Origin of the sequence: Bradyrhizobium sp. HKCCYLRH3099, assembly GCF_051167855.1 — a bacterium.
GTDB lineage: Bacteria > Pseudomonadota > Alphaproteobacteria > Rhizobiales > Xanthobacteraceae > Bradyrhizobium.
Genome location: NZ_JBNPTW010000001.1, coordinates 325,691 through 345,759 on the forward strand (window position 1 = coordinate 325,691; position 20,069 = coordinate 345,759).

The 20,069-nt window shown below is 65.2% G+C and carries 21 protein-coding genes and 1 tRNA gene; 7 read left to right on the forward strand and 15 right to left on the reverse strand.

Annotated features, from left to right (window positions below; translation table 11 throughout):
* Positions 1-247 precede the first annotated feature (247 nt).
* On the reverse strand, positions 248-1,951 hold the full coding sequence (locus ACQR1Y_RS01535) for a Cache 3/Cache 2 fusion domain-containing protein (RefSeq protein WP_434858764.1): 1,704 nt from the start codon (positions 1,949-1,951) through the stop codon (positions 248-250).
* A 125-nt stretch (positions 1,952-2,076) separates the two neighbouring features.
* On the opposite strand from ACQR1Y_RS01535, the gene ACQR1Y_RS01540 reads away from it, so the two are divergent.
* Both ACQR1Y_RS01540 and ACQR1Y_RS01545 read left to right on the forward strand, forming a co-directional pair.
* Entirely contained in the window at positions 2,077-3,522 is a 1,446-nt protein-coding gene (locus tag ACQR1Y_RS01540) for a cryptochrome/photolyase family protein (protein WP_434878155.1), read from the forward strand.
* 70 nt (positions 3,523-3,592) lie between these two features.
* Complete coding sequence (locus tag ACQR1Y_RS01545; protein WP_434858762.1) at positions 3,593-3,880, forward strand: histone; 288 nt, start codon at positions 3,593-3,595, stop codon at positions 3,878-3,880.
* A gap of 141 nt (positions 3,881-4,021) precedes the next feature.
* Here ACQR1Y_RS01545 and ACQR1Y_RS01550 read toward each other — a convergent pair whose 3' ends face one another.
* Positions 4,022-4,465, reverse strand: a complete 444-nt coding sequence (locus ACQR1Y_RS01550) for a hypothetical protein (protein WP_434878154.1) — start codon at positions 4,463-4,465, stop codon at positions 4,022-4,024.
* Positions 4,466-4,681: 216 nt separating this feature from the next.
* Here ACQR1Y_RS01550 and ACQR1Y_RS01555 point away from each other — a divergent pair, with 216 nt between their 5' ends.
* The 4 genes from ACQR1Y_RS01555 to ACQR1Y_RS01570 all read left to right on the forward strand — a co-directional run bounded on the left by ACQR1Y_RS01555 (position 4,682) and on the right by ACQR1Y_RS01570 (position 6,840).
* Positions 4,682-4,942 (forward strand): hypothetical protein, encoded by a 261-nt coding sequence (locus ACQR1Y_RS01555; RefSeq protein WP_434878153.1) that lies wholly within the window; start codon positions 4,682-4,684, stop codon positions 4,940-4,942.
* Positions 4,943-5,055: 113 nt separating this feature from the next.
* Positions 5,056-5,132: transfer RNA gene (locus ACQR1Y_RS01560), tRNA-Arg, on the forward strand.
* 178 nt (positions 5,133-5,310) lie between these two features.
* Complete coding sequence (locus ACQR1Y_RS01565) at positions 5,311-6,498, forward strand: acyltransferase family protein (RefSeq protein WP_434894292.1); 1,188 nt, start codon at positions 5,311-5,313, stop codon at positions 6,496-6,498.
* Between the two features lie 81 nt (positions 6,499-6,579).
* Complete coding sequence (locus tag ACQR1Y_RS01570) at positions 6,580-6,840, forward strand: hypothetical protein (protein ID WP_434878151.1); 261 nt, start codon at positions 6,580-6,582, stop codon at positions 6,838-6,840.
* A gap of 25 nt (positions 6,841-6,865) precedes the next feature.
* Here ACQR1Y_RS01570 and ACQR1Y_RS01575 read toward each other — a convergent pair whose 3' ends face one another.
* The 5 genes from ACQR1Y_RS01575 to ACQR1Y_RS01595 form a co-directional block, all read right to left on the reverse strand.
* Positions 6,866-7,105 (reverse strand): hypothetical protein, encoded by a 240-nt coding sequence (locus tag ACQR1Y_RS01575; RefSeq protein ID WP_434878150.1) that lies wholly within the window; start codon positions 7,103-7,105, stop codon positions 6,866-6,868.
* A 237-nt stretch (positions 7,106-7,342) separates the two neighbouring features.
* Entirely contained in the window at positions 7,343-7,789 is a 447-nt protein-coding gene (locus tag ACQR1Y_RS01580; protein ID WP_434858756.1) for a host attachment protein, read from the reverse strand.
* Positions 7,790-7,857: 68 nt separating this feature from the next.
* On the reverse strand, positions 7,858-8,268 hold the full coding sequence (locus tag ACQR1Y_RS01585) for a DUF3775 domain-containing protein (RefSeq protein ID WP_434858755.1): 411 nt from the start codon (positions 8,266-8,268) through the stop codon (positions 7,858-7,860).
* Between the two features lie 149 nt (positions 8,269-8,417).
* Positions 8,418-8,897 carry a hypothetical protein gene (locus tag ACQR1Y_RS01590; RefSeq protein WP_434878149.1) on the reverse strand — a complete coding sequence of 160 codons (480 nt, stop codon included), beginning with the start codon at positions 8,895-8,897 and terminating at the stop codon, positions 8,418-8,420.
* Between the two features lie 115 nt (positions 8,898-9,012).
* Positions 9,013-9,720: a hypothetical protein gene (locus ACQR1Y_RS01595; RefSeq protein WP_434878148.1), complete on the reverse strand. Its 708-nt coding sequence runs from the start codon at positions 9,718-9,720 to the stop codon at positions 9,013-9,015.
* Between the two features lie 219 nt (positions 9,721-9,939).
* Here ACQR1Y_RS01595 and ACQR1Y_RS01600 point away from each other — a divergent pair, with 219 nt between their 5' ends.
* Positions 9,940-10,323 carry a VOC family protein gene (locus ACQR1Y_RS01600; RefSeq protein ID WP_434878147.1) on the forward strand — a complete coding sequence of 128 codons (384 nt, stop codon included), beginning with the start codon at positions 9,940-9,942 and terminating at the stop codon, positions 10,321-10,323.
* 15 nt (positions 10,324-10,338) lie between these two features.
* On the opposite strand, the gene ACQR1Y_RS01605 is transcribed toward ACQR1Y_RS01600, so the two are convergent.
* The 8 genes from ACQR1Y_RS01605 to ACQR1Y_RS01640 all read right to left on the reverse strand — a co-directional run bounded on the left by ACQR1Y_RS01605 (position 10,339) and on the right by ACQR1Y_RS01640 (position 19,377).
* On the reverse strand, positions 10,339-10,800 hold the full coding sequence (locus ACQR1Y_RS01605; RefSeq protein ID WP_434878241.1) for a hypothetical protein: 462 nt from the start codon (positions 10,798-10,800) through the stop codon (positions 10,339-10,341).
* A 138-nt stretch (positions 10,801-10,938) separates the two neighbouring features.
* On the reverse strand, positions 10,939-13,620 hold the full coding sequence (locus ACQR1Y_RS01610; RefSeq protein WP_434878240.1) for a PAS domain-containing protein: 2,682 nt from the start codon (positions 13,618-13,620) through the stop codon (positions 10,939-10,941).
* 113 nt (positions 13,621-13,733) lie between these two features.
* Positions 13,734-14,537: an NUDIX hydrolase gene (locus ACQR1Y_RS01615; protein ID WP_434878146.1), complete on the reverse strand. Its 804-nt coding sequence runs from the start codon at positions 14,535-14,537 to the stop codon at positions 13,734-13,736.
* Between the two features lie 2 nt (positions 14,538-14,539).
* On the reverse strand, positions 14,540-15,493 hold the full coding sequence (locus ACQR1Y_RS01620; RefSeq protein ID WP_434878145.1) for a dihydrodipicolinate synthase family protein: 954 nt from the start codon (positions 15,491-15,493) through the stop codon (positions 14,540-14,542).
* A 155-nt stretch (positions 15,494-15,648) separates the two neighbouring features.
* Positions 15,649-16,527, reverse strand: coding sequence for an SDR family oxidoreductase (locus ACQR1Y_RS01625; RefSeq protein WP_434878144.1), 879 nt, complete (start codon positions 16,525-16,527; stop codon positions 15,649-15,651).
* 197 nt (positions 16,528-16,724) lie between these two features.
* Positions 16,725-17,585, reverse strand: a complete 861-nt coding sequence (locus ACQR1Y_RS01630) for a MaoC/PaaZ C-terminal domain-containing protein (RefSeq protein WP_434878143.1) — start codon at positions 17,583-17,585, stop codon at positions 16,725-16,727.
* Positions 17,586-17,839: 254 nt separating this feature from the next.
* Complete coding sequence (locus ACQR1Y_RS01635) at positions 17,840-18,229, reverse strand: Zn-ribbon domain-containing OB-fold protein (protein ID WP_434878142.1); 390 nt, start codon at positions 18,227-18,229, stop codon at positions 17,840-17,842.
* Positions 18,229-19,377, reverse strand: a complete 1,149-nt coding sequence (locus tag ACQR1Y_RS01640) for a thiolase domain-containing protein (RefSeq protein WP_434878141.1) — start codon at positions 19,375-19,377, stop codon at positions 18,229-18,231. Before ACQR1Y_RS01640 ends, ACQR1Y_RS01635 begins: the two co-directional genes overlap by 1 nt.
* Positions 19,378-20,069: the final 692 nt, after the last annotated feature.

Sequence of the window (20,069 nt, forward strand, 5' to 3'; positions counted from 1 at the left end):
CCATGTGACTTCGACGAGATCTTTCCAAGCCGTCATTCCGGGGCATTCGCGCGCAAAATGGCGAAGCCATTTTGAAGCCGCGCGAATGAGCCCGGAATCCATAGCCACGAAAGGTCATGGCGGAGCGAGATTCCCGTGGCGTCGTTCTTCGGCGCGATTGCCAGTCGTGTCTATGGATTCCGGGCTCGCGCGTCGCGCGCCCCGGAATGACGACAGAGTTGGCGTCGACGCGAGGCGAGCCGCGATGTCACGCCGCGCGCATCCCGTCGAGGAACTTCTGCACCTCGGCCTTCAGCCGCAGGCTCTCGCCGGACAGCGCCTGGGCGGAGGCGAACATCCGGTTGGAGCTTTCGCCGGTCTCGCCCGCCCCGCGCGCCGCGCTGCGGATGTTGCTGACGACCTCGGCGGTGCCGCTCGCGGCCGAGCGAACGCTCTGGGTGATGTTCTGGGTGGCGGCGCGCTGCTGCTCGACAGCGGCCGAGATCGATGCCGCGATCTCGTTGATGCGCTCGATGGTCGAACTGATCGCCTTGATGGCGTCGACCGATTCCTGCGTCACGGTCTGCATATTGGCGATCTGGCTGGAGATCTCCTCGGTCGCCTTGGCGGTCTGGCCGGCGAGCGTCTTGACCTCCTGGGCCACGACCGCGAAGCCGCGACCGGCATCGCCGGCGCGGGCGGCCTCGATGGTGGCGTTCAGCGCCAGCAGATTGGTCTGCTCGGCGATCGAGGTGATCAGCTTGACGACGTCGCCGATGCGGTTGCCGGCGTCGGACAGCTCCTTGATGCGCTGGTCGGTCGCGGTCGCCTGGTTGACCGCCTCGGCGGCGATGGCGTTGGATTCCTGGACGCGGCGGATGATCTCGGCGATCGAGCCGGACAGCTCGTCGGACGCGGCCGCAGCGGTGCGGACATGCTCCGAGGCGTTTTCGGAGGCGCCGGCCGACTGCCCCGACAGGTCTGCGGTGGTGCGCGCCGTCTGGGTGAGCTGGCGAGCCTCGCGCTCGAACTCGCTCGACGAGGTCAGCACGTTCTCGATGATGCCGCCGATGCTGGCCTGGAAGGAGTCGACGAAGCGCTGCAATTCGGCCTTGCGCTGCTCGACCGCGGCCGTCGCGGCCGCCACCTGCTCCTCGCGCATGCGGCGGCGCTCGCTGGCCGCACTGCGGAACACGACGAGGCTGCGGGCAATCTCGCCGATTTCGTCGCCGCGCTCGTCGGAGTTGATCTCGACAGTCTCGCGTCCCTCGGCGATCGCCGTCAGCGCCTCGGTGACGGCGCTCAACGGCTTGGTGATGCGGCTCACGGCCAGCATCGTCAGTCCGAGCACCAGCAGCGCCGCGACCGCGGCCGCTACGATCATGGTCTGCATCGCCTGCGACAGCATCGCGTCGAGCTCGGCCATGGGCACGCCGACATAGAGGATGCCGATCACCTTGCCGGCCGGGCTGGTCACCGGGAAATAGGCGGTCATGAACGGCTTGCCGAACAGCGTGGCCGGCCCCTTATAGGCCTCGCCCCTGCGCAGCAACGCCTGCGCCGGATGGTCGGCCGCGAGCTGCGTGCCGACCGCGCGGTCGCCGTTCTCCTTCTTCACATTGGTCGAGCGGCGCACGAACTGCCCGCCGTCATCGACAACAAACAAGGTGGCGCTGCCGCCGACATAGGAGACTGCGCGGTCGACGATGGCGTGATCCTTGATCTCCGGAATGGCCGGGATCTCGATGCGCGAAACGACGCCGTTCTGCACGTTGACTTTGGCGTCCTTGAAGGTCTCGCCGAACGCCAGCGCAAACGTCCGCAGATTACCTTCGATGTCGCGCTTGGCGCGATCGGCGAATTCGTTCGTGAGCGACCAGTAGGCGGCGCCGACCACGAGGGCCGTGTTCAACGCGATGACGACAACGGCGCCAATCAGCGCCTTGGTGCCGAGCTTCAATTTGACGGGCACGTCAGAAACCTTCCCAGGGAACTGCAACTGAATCTCAAACTGCCCGTACTTCGTTTCCAACCCATTATTTTCCGGCAGGAAGAATACGGACTCTCCTGCACAAAGCGGCAAAAAGATACCTGAGAATGAGTTCCAGCCCTATCATCGTATGGTTTCGCGAGAGCCTGCGGCTATCTGACCACCCCGCGTTGTATACCGCAGCCCAGGCCGGCGGCCCGGTTGTTTGTAGTTACATCTACGATCAGGAGAGTCCCGAACTCCGTCCTCTCGGAGGAGCGACGCGATGGTGGCTGGCGCAATCGCTGCGTGCACTCCGCGCGGAGTTGCAGTCGCTCGGCAGCGACCTGGTGATTCGCCGGGGGCCGGCGGCAAAGGTGCTCGGCGACCTCGCGGCGGAGACCAAGGCCGCCGCGGTGTACTGGAACGACGTCGCGCAGAGCGGTCCCCGCGCCGTCGCCGACGGTGTCGAGGCGGCGCTTGGCAGGATCGATGTGAAGACCCGCGTCTTCGCGGATGACCTGCTGGTCGACCCGGCCGAGATGCGCGGCAAGGACGGACGCGGGCCGCGCGTGTTCACCCCGTTCTGGAAGCGCGTGCTGGCGCTGGGCGCACCGCCGAAGCCGCTGCCGACGCCGGTCCGGCTGACGCCGCTGGCCGGCCTTGCGAGCCTCGCCGTCGACGAATTGGGATTGGAGCCGACGAAGCCGGACTGGGCCGGCGGACTGCGCGACGCCTGGCGGCCGGGTGCGCGCGCGGCGCAGCAGCGCCTCACTCAGTTTCTCGAAACGGCGGTCGGCAGCTATGCCGCCGATCGCGACCGCCCCGACATCGAAGCCACCTCGCGGCTGTCACCGCATTTACGTTTCGGCGAAATCAGCCCGCGCCAGGTCTTTCACGCGGCGCGCTTCGCCGCCGAGGAGCGTCCCGCATTGGCGAAGGGGATCGACAAGTTCCTGAGCGAAGTCGGCTGGCGCGAGTTCAGCCGGCATTTGCTGTTCAACAATCCCGACCTCGCCACCCGCAACCTGCAACCGTCGTTCGACGCCTTTCCGTGGATTCAGAATGACGCCGCGCTTGCGGCATGGCAGCGCGGCCAGACCGGCTATCCGATCGTCGACGCCGGCCTGCGCGAGCTGTGGCACACCGGCAGCATGCACAACCGCGTCCGCATGGTGGTGGCCTCGTTGCTGGTGAAGCACCTGCTGATCGATTGGCGGCAGGGCGAACAGTGGTTCTGGGATACGCTGGTTGATGCCGACCCGGGCAGCAACCCGGCGAGCTGGCAATGGGTCGCAGGCTCCGGCGCGGATGCGGCCCCCTATTTCCGGGTCTTCAATCCCGTGCTGCAGGGCGAGAAGTTCGATCCGCAAGGCGCCTATGTGAAGCGCTGGGTTCCCGAACTGGCGCGCCTGCCGGCCCCTTTGGTCCATCAACCTTGGGCAGCAAAGCCGCTCGAGCTCGCCGAGGCGGGCGTGGCACTCGGACGCTCCTACCCGGCGCCGGCCGTCGACCACAAGCTGGGGCGCGAGCGTGCGCTGGCGGCCTACGCGCGCTTGCGCACAAGTGATTAGTTGCGCTCGCTTTGACAGCACGGAGAATCCAGCTATCGTCCTCGGGTTTCCAACAAATCGGGGGACCGATATGGACGACACCACACTCACCGACCCGACCGTCGCCGCGCCGGGCACGCCGCCCGAGGCTGCGACGGATCCTGTGACCGCCGCGGCTCCCAAGGCCAAGCGGGCCGCAAAGAAGAAGACCCCCGCCAAGAAGGCCGCCCCCAAGCGGGCCGCCGCCAAGGCCAAGAAGGTCGCCACCAAGAAGTCGGCCAAGAAGACCGTGAAGAAAGCCGCCAAGAAGGCTGCGAAGAAGACTGCGAAGAAGGCCACCAAGAAAGCGGCCAAGAAGACGAAGAAGGCCAAGCGCTGATCGGCTTGGTTGGGGACTGAAGGCGGGCAACGCCCGGTGCTGACAGTCCAGGCGAAACAATCCAGTGCCCGGCAGTGGGGACGATCTGGCGCTGGATTGTTTCGTTCGTGTCGACGGCGTCGCTGTTTCCCCGGGTTCCGCTCACCAGGCGTCCGGGCATGGATCGACGATCTTCCAGAGCTCGACGCCGTTCTTGATCCGCTTCATCTCGGTGGTCAGCCCACCATTGCGGCGGATCCAGTCCTTCACGGAATCCGGATAATAGGACATCAGCTCGGATGTCCCCTCCACGCTGGTGACCTTGATGCCGAACGTGAAGGCCTTGTCGTAGTAGGCTTGGTGAAAACCGAGGCTCGCTTTCGGCGTGACGCAGATCTTGTTCATCGGCACGATGCCGAACACCAGCGTGCAGGCGGAATTGCAGATGCCGTCGATGATGACACGCTGGCGGGTGTCGCGGATGTGCTTATACTTCGCCTTGTATTCCTCGATGTAGCCGCCATGATCGCGCGTGATATGCAGATCCGCGCGCGCCGGAGCGGCGGCGACCAGCGAAAGCAGCACGCATGGAATCAGGCGGTTCATGAAGCGGACGAAAAACCTGGTCGTATCTCGGCAAGGTCGCGACAAGGCCGGCCGCCACTGCACGACGAATTTGCCGGACTTTGTCACGGATTCGTTAAGCATGCGGAAAAGGCCAAAATTTTGACCGATATCCGCCTTTGCGGCACCCTTTCCGCCCGTTCGGGGTTAGATTGTCGGCCAGTTGGCTGGCCTTAGCGCTGTTTCCGGAGAAAAGACATGAGCAAGCTCGCTTTCCTCGCCGCCGCCCTGGTCACGGCCGGGGTGGCCCTGTGTCCCGCGCCCTCGGAGGCGCGCCACCACCATCGGCACCATCGCCACCACCATTGCCTGCCTTACGCGATCAGCTTCCTCCATAACTACGGTCCCGGCCCCCTGCCCGGCACCTTCGCGTTCTATGATGGCCCGTCGACCAACCATTGCTACCAGAGTTCGGCGGCCTATATCGGCCAGGACCGACGCCGGCATCCCTGCTTCTAAACTTCTTCCACGGCATGTCGCACCTCTGCGACCGCCCACCTCATGCGTGACGGAGGCTGGCCTTGCCCAGCCAAGTCTGGTATCCGGTTCACGTGGGGTTTGACCCGCACTGCGCGCTCGTAGCTCAGCTGGATAGAGCATCGGATTTCGATTCCGAGGGTCGGGAGTTCGAATCTCTCCGAGCGCGCCAGCCTGTTCCCCGGCCAAGGTTGGCGAAATGGTTCGTCGGGGGTCTCGGCGCGGCGGACGTGGGTCAAAACTCCGGATTTGAGCCGTTGTCTGGTCCGTCCTCACGACATCCGGTTGCCTGCGCGGGCTGCTGTTTCTAAAACGCCCGCGTGACCCAGCCCTCAGGACAGTCTCCAGCCGTGAATGACCAACGCTTCATCGGCTCGCTGACCGGCCTGCGCTTCGTCGCGGCCGCGACGGTGGCCGTCGGACATGGCGCCCCCTCGTTGGCGTCAGGCCCGCTGCCGGACCTGATCGCCCAGGTCAGCAGCATCGGCATGACAATGTTCTTCGTGCTCAGCGGATTCGTGCTGTGGCTGAACTATGCCGAACGCCTGCGGTCGCAACCGCTTGGCCCCGCCCTGCGCGAATTCGCGATCGCACGATTTGCGCGTCTCTATCCCATGTACGCGGCGGTGGTGCTTGTGATCATCACGTATCTGATGATTGCCCGAAGTCTGTCGGCTCCTTCGCTGGGGTTCATTCTGACGATGACCCAGGCCTGGTTTCCGGTTCAGAACGGCACGATGCTGGTTGCGGTTGTTCCGTCATTGCAGCACCTCTGGTCGATCAGCGTCGAACTGTTCTTCTACCTGCTGTTTCCGTTCGTCTGTCTGCTGCTCGGGAGCGTCGTCAGATTGCCGACCATGGTCGGGCTCGCGCTCGTGAACGTCGCGCTGTTTGCACTGACGATCGTTGCCTTCTTCAGCGTTGGCGATGCCGTATTGAAGGCCGTTGCGCCGAGTCTCACGCAGCACGGGATGCAGTGGCTCACCTATTACTCGCCCTACCTCCATATCGCCCAGTTCATCGCCGGCTGCTTTGCCGCGATGATCTATCAGAACCGCGCGAATACGAGTGTGACCGATGGAGAACGGCGCGGCGTCGGCATCCTGTTCTGGATCTCACTGGTCAGCCTCGTCTGCGCACCCGTACTGCTGTTCCTGCAACCACGGCTGCCTGGCTGGTCGTTCTCCATCGAACTCGCCGTCCGATTGATCGAGATCATCGGCTTCACGATCGTGTTCATTGCGGCCAGCCGCTACGGCCATGCGCGTTGGCTGTCGTCACGACCGATGATCGTCGGCGGCGAATGCAGCTATTCGATCTATCTGCTGCACCCTTTCCTCATTCGGCTGGCGATGATCGGCAAGTCCGACGCGCCTGGAGCCGTCGAGCTTGTGCTTCGGTTGGGCCTGTTCGTCATGATCGCGACGGCAATTGCCTGGATTACCTACATGCTGATCGAGGCTCCCGCACGGACATGGTTAAGGAAGTCTTTCGGCACCAGCGCCCCGCGGGACGTGATCCGCGCAAAGCCGGTCTGAACGAAGTCGACTTCAGCCGGTTCAAGCCCACCGGTCATTTTCTACCGCGGGTTTACTCGGATCATTTGGCGCGAATTTAAGATGATTGCAGCCAGTCTGTCGCGCATCGAATACGGCAAGGATGCAACGATGATTATCCAGATCAAGGCGAAGTGCGAAACCAACGGCTCGGTGCTGGCGGCTGCGAGCTATGACGACGCAGATCAGCAGGACCGGGCGACTGCAATCATCACGCTGCTGCAGCAGGTGTTGGCTCATTCGGACATTTCGGACGAAGAGCGACTGTTCACGCTGGACATCGAGTCCGTGCCCGCGCCGACTGTCCCCTCCTCAAAGTCCTGAACTCGACGCCGCACGCGTCGGCGGTTCACTTCATCAAGCAGGCCCTGGCTTGCCTGCTCCATCGAAATCCCGCGCCGCACGGCGGTCGCGGGCGGGCGCCCGCGGGACACTCGTTCCACACCGGTGCGCCGACTTCCCAGCCGTTGACCACGCAGCCGCCGTTAGGCGCAACGTGACATCCTGGACCGCACGTCTCGTTGGCGGCCGAGATCCCGGTGCCAACCGCAAGCGCGCCAAGCAGTGTAACCCAAAACAACAGCCGCATCGGCCCGATCCCCTTCACTCCGTATCCCGCCAACGTTCCGCAAGCTCCAACCGGGAACGACTTCTCCGGTTCCAGGGCGGCGTCAGTACGACCATGTTTGGACGGATTTTGGCCAACAGCCTCGAGAAGGCGTTGCAGGAGAGCGCCATAAAAAGATCCCGTCGCTGCCACACGACAGCGACGGGATCCAGATGCCGAGTGTGTCGGCGGCGTCGGTTCGAAGGCCGGCTCCTCGGCTCAAGCCAGCAGTTGTTTTTCGATCTCGTAGACCGGCAGCTTGACCAGGTCCTTGTGGACCTCGCCGTGCAGGACCTTGCGGACAGCGTCCGAATAGTCGGCGCGGATCATGCCGAGCGCACGGGGCGAGGCCACCATGGTCACAGCCTTGGTTTCGCCCGCCAGAACGGCATGATGCAAGCGGTCGGCCAGTTGCTTCAGGAACGCGCGCTCAGCCTGGTCATGCCAGTCGGTCTGTTCAACCGAACTGCGGGCGTGGCCGAACGACTGCTGCACCGAGCCGGGCGCATCCGTACCCTGAGCGCCGGTCCGCTCGTTCTCGTGCTCGCGGACCTCTTTGGTATGCAGATTCGGAAACATGCTGTCGCCGATGTTCTCGAGGATCAGCGCCTTGCGGCCGTCGCACACGACGACCCAATCACCCGTTCCGACCTTCATCTTGTCCATGAGCTTACTCCATCCTCGCAGTATCAACGAAGAACCAAGCGGCTGGCTGGGAGACTGACGTCGTCCAGCTAGATGCCTTCTTCGAAGTCTTCCAGGGAGAGGCCGAACTCCGAGAGCGCCTCTTCCAGATAGTCGCCAAGCATCGGCGTTTCGATCAGATAGTTTGCCGTGCGATTGTTGTGAGCCTGAGCCGCCTGAGCGCGGAGCTCATCCCAATTCTCCAGCGAGCCGTCGCCCCGGCCCAGCCAGGTCAGCGCCACGAGATCGATCTGTTCGTCGACGTTGAGCCCACGAATGAAGCTGACTAGCTCGGAGCGATCGGTGCTCGTCCCCCGTCCGCCCGTGCCGGTGGACGAATCATCATCAGTCAGACCGGCCAGCAGCTCGGGCTCGGACGCTTCCATTTCGTACTGATGCGTCTTGGTGACGACAAAGGCGACCTTTTCCGGCGAGATCGACAAAGTGGGCGTGGTAGTCATACAGCGTCTCCGTGGGTCCCCGGGCAACGCTCCCTGGTCCCATCCAAGTGACGCTAGGCGCTCCGGGCAGAGCGCACTTTGCGCAAGATCAAGGCAGTCTGGCGGCGTGGTACGCGGCTTGCCGCCGTCGGCTGATCGGAAGCGCAGAGTTACCAGGTCGAGTCGAACAGGCCGGAGTGCGGCTGCTGCGCCACGAGGATCATCGGTCGGCCCGGCGCCTTCGCGACCTTGCGCTTCTTCGAGTCCGTCGTCTTGACCGCCTCGGAGAGCTTCGCGGCGTGGAGCTTTTCGGCCGACTTGGGCGCGACCGCCTGTGGGCGCACCTCGGCAGGTGTCATCTGGGCATAGGCGTCCCGTGCACTGCTCTTGGCCGGCTCTACAGCAACCGCCGGCTGCGCGTGCTGCTCCACCTTGGCCAGTTTCTCGGAAGCGCTTGCGGGAACCACGGCCGCCGTATCCATCACGATCCGCTCCGGCCACTTGCGCGTGGACTGGATGCGGACAGGGGGAAGTTCCGACGCAGATGTTAACGTGGTCGGCAGCGGCACGCTCGGCAATACCGAATCGGCGAGGACCAACAACGCGAGCAAAGCTCCGCCGACAAAAAGGAAGTAACGCAGAATGGGCATAAGTTTACCGCTCCGTCGGCACCTGCGCCGACATCCACCTAACGGAGGATCATGACGGTATGTTCCCGCGCCGAACGCTCAGGTTCAAAGGTCACGGAGAACTAGCGCGACATAATTAGATTTTCGTCGCTGCAACCAGCGCGCATTTGGCCGTACTGACATTAACGTTGACAAATCCGACAGGGACGGCGGCGAAGGTCTTGCGGCTTCTGGAGCCGACTTCGCCCGGGACCACTCGGCGGCGCTCGGTCACATGGCTGCCGTCACGGCGGCTGAAGGCGCAGTTGATCTCGACGTCCCGCACGGCGAAGCCGTTGCTGTTTCGGAGCGTGAACGTCACCAGCGCCTTCGATCCCATGCCGCCGCGCTGCCAGGACTGGGAACTGATCCGCAGGCCGGACAAAATTGCCGGGTCACCAGCAGCCGGTACCGACCGCTGCGGCGGAAGACTCGCATTGGCATTCATGAAACTGGAGGCCGGGCTGGCCACCGCACCGACGGTCGCTTGGGCGCCGTATGCCGCTGCTCCTGGCGCCACCGACACGAAGCCTCGCGACGGTTCCGTTCGATCCTCTTCTCCCGCGGATGGCTCGGCCGACGCATCAGACGTCAACGGCATCAGGCTGGCGTCGGCCTCGGCCAGTTCGCCCTCGTCGACGGACAGAACCACCCAGCCGACCATCCCGAACGTCAATGCCGCGAGCGTCGCCAATCCGAACAGCGCGGCACCGAGAGGCAGATAAGCCGATCCGCGCCGCTTCACGGCCGGCGAAGCTGCAGGACCAAGCTTGCGCTCCTGCGAATGAAAGAGACCCGCGCTCATGTCTGCACCATCGGCTGCCCGGCCGGGCGTCTGGAGGCTTCGATCGGCAAGCGGAGGAAACGTAGCGTGCAAAGCCGACAATAGGAGGGCAGGCCCGGATACCGCTTCATGTGCTGGACTGGCGCCCCCGACGGCGAGCCGGTAGAAGTCCGCATATTGCCGCCACATGCCCAACGCCGCTGCCGCGGCCGCGGTTCACTCACTCGAAAGACATCGACGATGCTGCAAGTCACCTGGGACCACATCCATCTGCGCAGCCCGGACCCCGAAGCGACCGCCAATTGGCTCCGCGAGATCCTCGGCGGCGAGATCGTGCGCAATCCCGGCCGCATCGACGTGAAGCTCGGCGGCGCCAACATCTTCATCGCCAAGGTCGAGCCCGGCGACGGTGTCAACGAGCCGCCCGTGACGCCACACCAGGGCCTCGACCATTTCGGCCTGACCGTGAAAGACATCGACGCCGCGGCCGCCGCACTCAAGGCCAAAGGCGTCGCTTTCACGACCGAGCCGACGACGATCCGCCCCGGTGTTCGCATCTGCTTCATTCGCGGGCCGCAAGGCATCTCGATCGAGCTCCTGGAGCGCGACAAGAAATACGTCTGAGCGGCCGGGTGTCCGCTATGTCATGCTGCCCGGCATGAAGCAGCGGATCGAGAGCCCCTGATAACCGCGCATCGGCCACACCATGGTGCGTCCGACGCGGTTCGGTTCGGTGATGACGGCCTCATCGGGGACATCGAGCCACTCCCCCTCGATGCGGACCCTGTAGTGGCCGCCCTTGCTCTCCCAATCGACATCGCTGACGGCGCTGCCGTCGGCATCGGAGCAGCATGGGCCCTTGCCGCTACGCAGGCCGTCGAACCAGGCCTTCATCTCCGGCGATGAGTTCGCGTACTGGCCGCGGTCGCGCGCCTGCGCCGGCGGTGCGGCGAGCGCGATCAGCAGCGCCGCGCCGGTCATCTGGATGGGCGGCTTCCAACGTCCGGCGTGATGCCGCCTTGAACCGCCAATGCTGGTGACGGCGCGATCAGAACGATGCGGCGCATGGCCGCGGGGCACGATCCATTTGCTCATTTCCATCTGGTCCATCTGGCTCCTGCACCACCTCAGGGTGCATCAGGACAGATGCATCGACCGGGCCAGATTTTGATTCGATCGCGGCTTCGTGAGAGTCAATCCGGAGTCTGACGTGGTCGCGCCACATCTTGGCGCGCCGCCCTACTCCGCCGCCTGCTCCAGCGGCGCTGTGCGTGGCAGAATGAGCTGAATGCGCGTCCCCGCGCCCGGCTCGGAATCGAGATCGAGCCGGCCGCCGAGCCGGTTGGTGACGATGTTGTAGACAATGTGCAGGCCGAGACCCGTGCCGCCCTGATCGCGGCGGGTGGTGAAGAACGGATCGAAGGCGCGCCGCCGCACGTCGAGCGACATGCCGCAGCCATTGTCGGAAAAGATGATCTCGACATTGTCGCGCCCGGACTCGCGGGCCTGAATCTCGATCACGCCGGGCCTGCCGTCGGGAAACGCGTGCGCGACGGCATTGAGGAACAGATTGGTCAGAACCTGGCCATAAGGCCCGGGATAGCTGTTCATCACGAGACCGGGCTGGCAGTCGACATTGACCGTCAGGTTCTGTCTGCGCACGCCCGGGCGCAGACTCATCACGACCTGCTCGGTGAGATCGGCCAGATCGAAGCTGCGCTGGTCGGAGTAGTTGCGGTCCGCCGCCACCTGCTTGAACGACTGGATCAGCTCCGCCGCGCGGTTGAGATTGGCGACCAGCTGAGCCGCCGCGTTGCGGCTTGTCTCGATGAACTCATTCAGGCTGGAGCGCCGGAGATCGCCGCGCGTCACCGCCTCGCTGAAGCGTTCGGTCTTGCGCTCGAGCGCGGATGCCACCGTCAGACTGATGCCGACGGGATTGTTGACCTCGTGTGCGACGCCCGCGACCATGCGTCCGAGCGCCGCGAGCTTCTCGGCCTCGATCAGCGAGGCCTGGGTTTCGCGCAGGTTGCGAAGCGCGGTCTCGGCGGCCTCTTTGGCCTTGCGCATCTCCTGTTCGCTCTTTTTGCGCTCGCCGATGTCGAGCGCCACGGTCACGATCTTGTCGACCTCACCATCGGAATCCAGCAACGGCAGCTTGTTGACCAGCCATTGCCGCATCACGTTGCAGGAATCGAGGTATTCCTCCTCATAGAAGCCAAGGCCGTCCTTGGTCGCGAGCACGCGCTTGTCGTTGGAGTCGGTCTTGCTCGCGCCGTAGCGCGACATCAGCTCGCCCGTCGTGCGGCCCAGCGCATCCTCGGGCTCGACGTTGAAGATGCCGGCCATGTAACGGTTCATCAGGACATAGCGCAACTCGCGATCCTTGACGTTGATGACCGCCGGCACGGTGTCGATGACCTGCTGCAGCAAGCGCCGTCCTTCGGCGATCGCATCTTCGGCCCGCTTCTGGTCGGTAATGTCGCGGACCACGCCCTCGTAGCGCACGACCTCTCCGTTCTCGTCGCGGACCACGGTGGCGCTGTCGGAGAGCCAGCGGATCTCGCCGTTGCGCCGGCGCACCTGGTACTCGAACTCGCGCACCATGCCGTCGCGCCGCATCAGCCGCTGGTAGCGCTCGCGCGCCAGGGGATGGACGTAGATCGTATCGGCGATGTCGTTGACGCTCTGGATCAGCTCGCCCGGCGATTCATAGCCCATGATGCGTGCGAGGGCCGGATTGGCGTTGAGCACGAGCCCACTCGGCGTCGTGACGTAGATGCCGTCGATCGAGGCCTCGAACAGTTTGCGATAGCTCTCCTCGGCCAGCCGCTGTTCGGCCAGCGCGCGAACCGCGGCCTCACGCGCGGCATCGGCGTCCTGCAGCGTCTGACGGAAAACCTCGGCCGCCCGCGCGATGTCGCCGATCTCGTTCTGAACATCGGTCTGCGGGATCGACGCCGCCTTCTCGCCGGCGGCGAGAGCCCGGATCGAGCGCGCGATCGAGGCGAGCGGCTTCACGGTCCGGCGCACCACGAACGAGGCGGCAAAGATTCCGATCAGAACACCCGCCGTTCCGAAGATGATGCTCTGCCACTTGGTTTCCGCCAGCGTCCGAGCGAAGTCGCGCGACAGCACCTTGCCCTGGCTGTCGCTCAGGGTCCGCAACAGCTCGGTGACGCGGCCGATCAGCCGGCCCTCGATGCCCAGCACCTCCTTGTCGAGCCGTGCGATCTCGTCCTCGGTGCCGGCAATGGCGATGATCGCCTCGGCATAGCGGTCGGCAGCCGCGCGCAGCGTGCTGTCCTCGATCGGCAGCGCGCGCATGCTGCGGGCCGCCTGCTCGGCGCCGGCCGGATCGCGCGCCAGCAAGGCCGCGCCGATCTGGTTCTGAACCTGGAACAGCGCTCGGGCGGTGCTGCGCTCGGTGACACCAGCGATGGCTTCCTCGAAACCCGCGCGCGCCGCCGGAAGCCCCGTCAGCAATTCTGCGCGCTGCGCGATCAGGGCGCTGATGCGGTCGATGCCCTCGCGGTAGTTGGCAAGCCGCTGGGCGACGCCGTCGATGGTCGCCTGCTGCTCCGGCGCCAGTTGCAGGCGGGTCTTCTTCAGAAGCGCGCTGAGCTCGGTCGCAGCCTCCATGACGCGGTCCGAGCGCGAGCCGGGATCGGTGACGAAATCGCGCGCCGCGAGCCGCAGCTCGTTCATGCGCTGGTCGATCTCCTCGGCGAGATCGCCGACGCCCTGCAGGCGCTGAAGCTCGGCAAAAGTGGAGTCGATGTGGCGGATGGCGATGACGCTCGCCATGCTGGTGGCGGTGATGACGGCGAGCAGCAGCAAAAAGCTGCCAAAGATCATCCGTCCGATCGTGAGGGATCGGAGTCGGTCGCAAGCCAGGCCGAAATCAGCGCGTTTACTCATGGGATCCGATGGTCGGAACCGCACTATACACCAGCCGTCAAACGGCTGCCTGAACAAATAAGGAACAACGGCTTTCGGCGCATCCCCTCGGAGACGAAAAATGACGTGTGCGGTTAACCGGCCGCACCGAACTCGAACACCTCCCCGTCATAACCGGCCTCGCGCGGGATGCGCAGCTGGCGGCCACCGTCGGCCGTCTTGGTCATGACCGGCATCACGGTCACGATGGCCAGGTCCCGGGCGGTCGCCAGCGCTTCCGCCACGGTGGCCTGCTTGCCCAGCCGGATCAGGTTGCGCGTGGTGGGGAACGGCAGCTTGAAGCGGCCGTCGTCGCCGCCGGCCAGCGCCTCGCGCGGCGACAGCCAGATGGAATCGGTGGACTCCCGCCCGTCATGGGCGCCGAGCTGTGCCGGCGGCGCGGCCGCCAGGAAGAACCAGGTGTCGAACCGCTTGGGCATGCCCTCAGGCGTGATCCAGTGCGCGTAGGGCACGAGGGCATCGAGCGCCAGCACCAGGCCATGGGCCTCGATGACGTCGCGGAAGCTGATCTTGCTCTCGCACAAAGCGAGACGATGCTCGGCCTCGATGGCCCGGGCGGCGTCCGCCTCGATCAGCGCCTGCGCGCCCTTGCGGCGCGCCAGCAGGATGCCGCTCTCCTCGAAGGTCTCGCGGACGCCGGCGATGCGGAAGCCGAGCGCCTCTGCATCGAGACCGTGATCGCCGGCATAGAGCTCGGGGTTGCCGGCGATCTCGCGATCGCCCTTGTCGACGCTGCCGCCTGGAAACACCAGGGCGCCCGAGTTGAACTCGATCTGATGGTGACGCACCATCATGAAGAGTTCGATCTCCCGAGCCGCTGCGCTGTCGCGCAGCAGCAGCACGGTCGAGGCGGGACGAACGGCGGCAGCGTCAGCCATGGTTACTCCGCGGCAGTGGCTCGGGGTTGCAAATTGGCACGGGCGTCATAGCGAGCGACGCGCGACAGCAGATAGTCGACCTCGGCCTTGGCCGCGGCGCTGATGCCGGACGCCGGCTTGCGCTGCGCGCTCGAGGCGATGGCGCCGCGCTTCTGCAGCACGTATTTGCGCACGGCGAGGCCCGCGCCGGGCTGCTGCTCGTAGCGCACCAGCGGCAGATGCGCGTCGAACAGGTCATGCGCGGCGTCGCGCTTGCCGGCCTGCGACAGCTTGACGACGTCGACGAGCATCTCCGGGAAGGCGTAGCCGGTCATGGCGCCGTCGGCGCCGCGCTCCATCTCGAAGTCGAGGAACAGACCGCCATTGCCGCACAGGATGGACAACGGCTTCAGCGAGCCGTCCTTCTGGAACGCACGGAGTGCAGAGATCTTCTCCAGACCCGGCCAGTCCTCGTGCTTGAGCATCACGCAGGACGGGCTGTCCATCACGATCTTGCGGATGACGGAGGGCGTGAACTGGACCTGCTGCGTCAGCGGATAGTCCTGCAGCACCCAGGGAATGTCCTCGCCGATCGCGTCCTGCGCCTGCTTGAAATAGTTGGTGATCTGGTCGTCGGTGCGCAGGCTCGGCGGCGGCGCGATCATGACGCCGGCTGCGCCCGCATCCATCGTGGCGCGGGCCAGCGCGCGCATCGTGGCGAAGCCCGGCGACGACACGCCGACGATGATCTGCATGGTCTTCGCGCGCTTGACGAAGCGGATCGCCACCTCGGCGGACTCGGTCGCGTCGAGCTTCGGCGCCTCGCCCATGATGCCGAGCACGGTGATGCCGTCGCAGCCCGCCGCGGCATAGAAATCGACCAGGCGATCGATCGAGGCCTCGTCGATGCGGCCGTCATCGTGGAACGGCGTCGGCGCGATCGCGAAGGTGCCTTTGGCGGCGGCGGTGAGCTTCATCGTCTGGTCTCCAATCTCTCTGGCGTCGTTCCGCAAGGCGCTGCCCGGCGCAGGGCGCGGAGTCGATCTGGCCGATCATCGTTCTGGATTCCGGAACCTGCCTTTCGCCTTGCTCTCCGACCATCGGCGGCCTCCGGAACGGGGCCAGACATACATCAAAACCGCCGCGCGGACTTTCGAATCTCGTCCTCCGAAAAGAATATCTCCCCTGCATGATCCGCGATGTCCTCGGCCTTCCAGGCCGAGGATGGCGGTTTCCAGCCGTCCATTTCCATCATGCGCAACTCGCGCACGCCGCGCGGACCGGAGACGCCGAGGACCTTCCCCGTCTGATCGCCCGAGAGGGAGCTGACCATGTAGAGCACGGCTGGCGCGATGCCTTCGGGCGTCAGCGCCGCGCCGGGGTTCTCCTTGTAGCGCGGCAGGTCGGCGGTCATGCGGGTCAGCGCGCCGGGCGCGAGCGTCCAGACCCGGATGTTGTACTTGCGGCCCTCGATCGCCAGCACGTTGGACAGGCCCCAGATACCACCCTTGGCGGCGCCGTAGTTGGACTGGCCGAAATTGCCGATCAGGCCCGAGGTCGAGGAGGTGTTGACGATGACGCCGCCGCCATTGTCGCGCATCCAGCGGAACACCGGCAGGGTACAGCAGAACGTGCCCTTGAGGTGGACCTGGATCACCTTGTCCCAGTCGGCCTCGCTCGACTTGGCAAAGGTCTGGTCGCGCAGGATGCCGGCATTGTTGACCAGGATGTCGGCGCGGCCGAAATGGCGGATGGCGTCGTCGAACACCGACTGCCCGCCGGCCATGGTGGAGATGTCGGCAGCATTGGCGACCGCGCGGCCGCCCTCGGCCTTGATTGCGGCGACGACCTGTTCGGCCATCGAGAGATCGGAGCCGGAGCCGTCGCGCGGGCCGCCGAGGTCGTTGACGACGACCGCCGCGCCCTCGCGCGCGAACAGTTTTGCGTAGGCCTCACCGAGCCCGCCACCTGCGCCGGTGATCAGCGCCACCTTGCCGTCGAGCAGTCCCATGGGTGTCCTCCTGCGCTTTAAGGTTGCAGCCCCGCGCCGCTTGTTCACCTCTCCCCGCGTGCGGGGAGAGGTCGGATTGCATCGAAGATGCAATCCGGGTGAGGGGGACTCTCCGCGAGTCCGGCGGGCGTGGCCGCCCCTCACCCCACCCTCTCCCCGTGAAGAACGGGGAGAGGGAGACCACGGTCCGTGCCTTCCTAACTCAGCACCGTCCTGCCATTCTTGATCACGGTGACGTTGCGGTCCTTCACGCGCGCTTCGAAGGAGATCACGTTGCCATCCTTCCACAGATCGACCGTGACCGTCTCACCCGGAAACACCGGCGAGGAGAACCGTGCCGCATGCTGTTTGAACGCCGACGGGTCGTAGTCCGCATAGGTCTGCAGCACCGCGCGGCAGGTCAGGCCGTAGGTGCACATGCCGTGCAGGATGGGCCGCGGGAAGCCGGCGCGGCGGGCGAATTCGGGATCGGAGTGCAGCGGATTGCGGTCGCCGCACAGGCGATAGATCAGCGCCTGGTCTGGCCGCGTCGCAATATCGACGCTGCGGTCTGGCGCACGTGACGGCACTGGATGCGGCTCGGGGATGCCGCCGGAGGGGCCACCGAAGCCGCCATCGCCGCGGGCGAAGCGGGAGGCGACGAGGGTTGCCAGCGGCGCGCCGCTCTCGTCGCACAGGATGGTCTGGTGGCGGATCACGGCGCCCTTGTCCTTGCCCTTGTCGGACACGGCGAGCACGGAGGAGTCCGCGGTGATCTTCGCAGCAGTCGCGAGCGGCTTGTGAAAGGTGATGTCGCGCTCGCCATCGACCACGAGCACGCGGTTGAGCTTCATGTCGCCGGGGCCCGCGCCCCATGCGGCGACCGACGCAAAGGTCGGCACCACCTTCAGCGGCCGCGGCTCAGCAGTGGCCTCGTTGACGAAGGCAAGCTCGCGCTCATCCATCGGATCGACGCCCATGCCGATGCCGTAGGCGTACAGCATGACGTCGCGATCGGTGTAGGCATAGGGCTGCCCGATCGCCTTCATCGCCATCAGCTCATCGTAGTTGATCGGCATGTCGCCTCCCCGAATTTTCGTTTCTTCGCATGGTGGGCAAAGCGAAGCGTGCCCACCGCCTTTCTTGCAACGATCACGGTGGGCACGGCGCTCCGCGCCTTTGCCCACCCTCCACACTTGTTATGGGGTGCACAGCTCGCCCTCCATCGTCATTGCGAGCGAAGCGAAGCAATCCAGGGCCGCGCAAGACGCCCTGGATTGCTTCGTCGCTTCGCTCCTCGCAATGACGCGGAGCTGCATTTGCGCTCCCTCGCCTACACCGGCGTGAAGAACGGCAGCGGCGCGCCGTCGGTGGGCTTGAAAACCACCTTCACCTTCTGGCCGATCTTCAGACTATCGAAATCGCAATCGACGAAGTTCGTCTGCAGTGACGGCCCCTCCTTCAAGGTCACGTAGCCGATCGCATATGGGCCCGTCGGCGACTTGCGCATGATCGAGAACGTGTAGATCTCGCCCTCGCCCGCGCTCTGCTCCCACACCGTCTGATCCGAAAAGCAGAACGGACAGATCGAGCGCGGGAAGTAGTGCGCCTCGCCACACGACGTGCAGCGCTTGATCAGGAACTTGCCCTCGGCGGCGGCATCCCAGAACGCCTTGGTCTCGGGATTGGTGACGGGGGCCGGCAGTTTCTTGGCTTCAGACATCAGACGCGCTCCAGAATGCAGGTCGAGGCGGCGTGGCGCACGCCGAGCAGGCCACCGGTGCCATGGGCGATGGCGAGATCGCAGTTTTGCACCTGCACCTTGGGATGGGCTTCGCCGCGCAACTGGCGCACGGCCTCGATCACCTTGGTCATGCCGCCGCGGTTGACCGGATGGTTGCTGCACAGGCCGCCGCCGTCGGTGTTGAACGGCAGTTTGCCGACGCCGGAGATGAGATTGCCGTCGGCGACGAACTTGCCGCCCTCCCCCTTCTTGCAGAAGCCGAGATCCTCGAGCTGCATCAGCACGGTGATGGTGAAGCTGTCATAGATCGAGGCGTATTTGATGTCCTTCGGCGTGATGCCCGCCTCCTCGAACGCGCGCGGTCCGGACCACACGCCGGCAGAATAAGTCAGGTCGAGATCCTTGCCGCCGCGCGGCCCCTTGATGGCCTCGCCATGACCGATCAGCCGCACCAGCGGCTTCTTCAGGCTCTTGGCGATCTCCGGCGTGGTTACGATCAGCGCGCCGCCGCCGTCGGTGACGACGCAGCAATCCATGCGATGCAGGGGATCGGAGATCATCGGCGAGTTGATGACGTCCTCGACCGTCACGACCTCCTTCAGCATCGCGTGCGGATTGTATTGCGCATGGTGCGAGGCCGCGACCTTGATCCAGGCGAGCTGCTCGGAGGTGGTGCCGTAGTCGTGCATGTGGCGCATGGCGCACATGCCGTAAGCGTTGTGCGTGGTGGCGCCATAGGCCATCTCGAAATCGGCCTCGGCGCCGGCGGCGCGCGGCGGCATCGGGCCGGTGCGCGGCTTGCCGGCGAGCGTGATCAGCGCGATCGAGCACTTGCCGGCGGCGATCGCCTCGGCGGCGTGGCCGACATGGATCAGATAGGAGCAGCCGCCGGTCTCGGTGGAGTCGATGTGCCGCACCTTCAGCCCGAGATAATCGACCATCGGCCAGGCGCCGCCCGGCGCATCGCCGGCGCAGAAATAGCCGTCCACGTCCTTGGCGCTGAGCCCCGCATCCTCCAGCGCGCCCTTGGCGACCTCGGCATGCAGCTGCGCGGTCGATTTGTCCGGTGCGTGCCGGGTCGGATGCTCATAGATCCCGGCAATGTAGGCCTTGCCCTTGATGGTCAATTCCGTCTCCGCTTCCTGTCGTTTCTCACCCGATGGTTGGAGATTTTCTGGACCGTTGCCGGAGGCTTGGCAAGCGTCTTGGCGAGCGCGGAAAATATTCCGCCGGGTGGAGATGGAGCGCGATCGCGCCTCCGACTCCGCCGTCGTCCCGGGCTTGACCCGGGACCCATAACCACAGACGGGTGTGAGAGTGCACACTGGTTGACCATCAAGTCTAATAATATCCGCCGGTGGGTATGGGTCCCGGGTCAAGCCCGGGACGACACCGATGGGTGTAGCGCGAGCGAGCCGATATCGAACTACACGAGAGCGCGTTCCCGCGACATCTCTGCCCGAGTCATGCCGCTCTCTTTCACCCTCATCAGTCGGAGGGCGCAGGGAAGGCTAGGCGTCGGCTGACGCCTGCGGCCCGCCTGCGGAAAAAAATGCAGGCGGCAGGTACCACAGGTGCAGCCGAGAACACCCGGCCTTCCCTGCGCGATGGTCTTCACGCTTATACGCAGTCTGCCTGGTGCGCCGGGCTTGTTGGCCACCATTCGCGACAATGCTTGCGCATTGCGCGGGACACCAGCATCGGGGTGCCAGCACGCTGCGACTTCACGTCCGCGCCAAACCGTTCGTCCACGTAGCAAGCTACGCTGCGGCTCGATCGCGGCCATCGCTCCCCGCCCCGCGTGTCGTGACGATCGCGC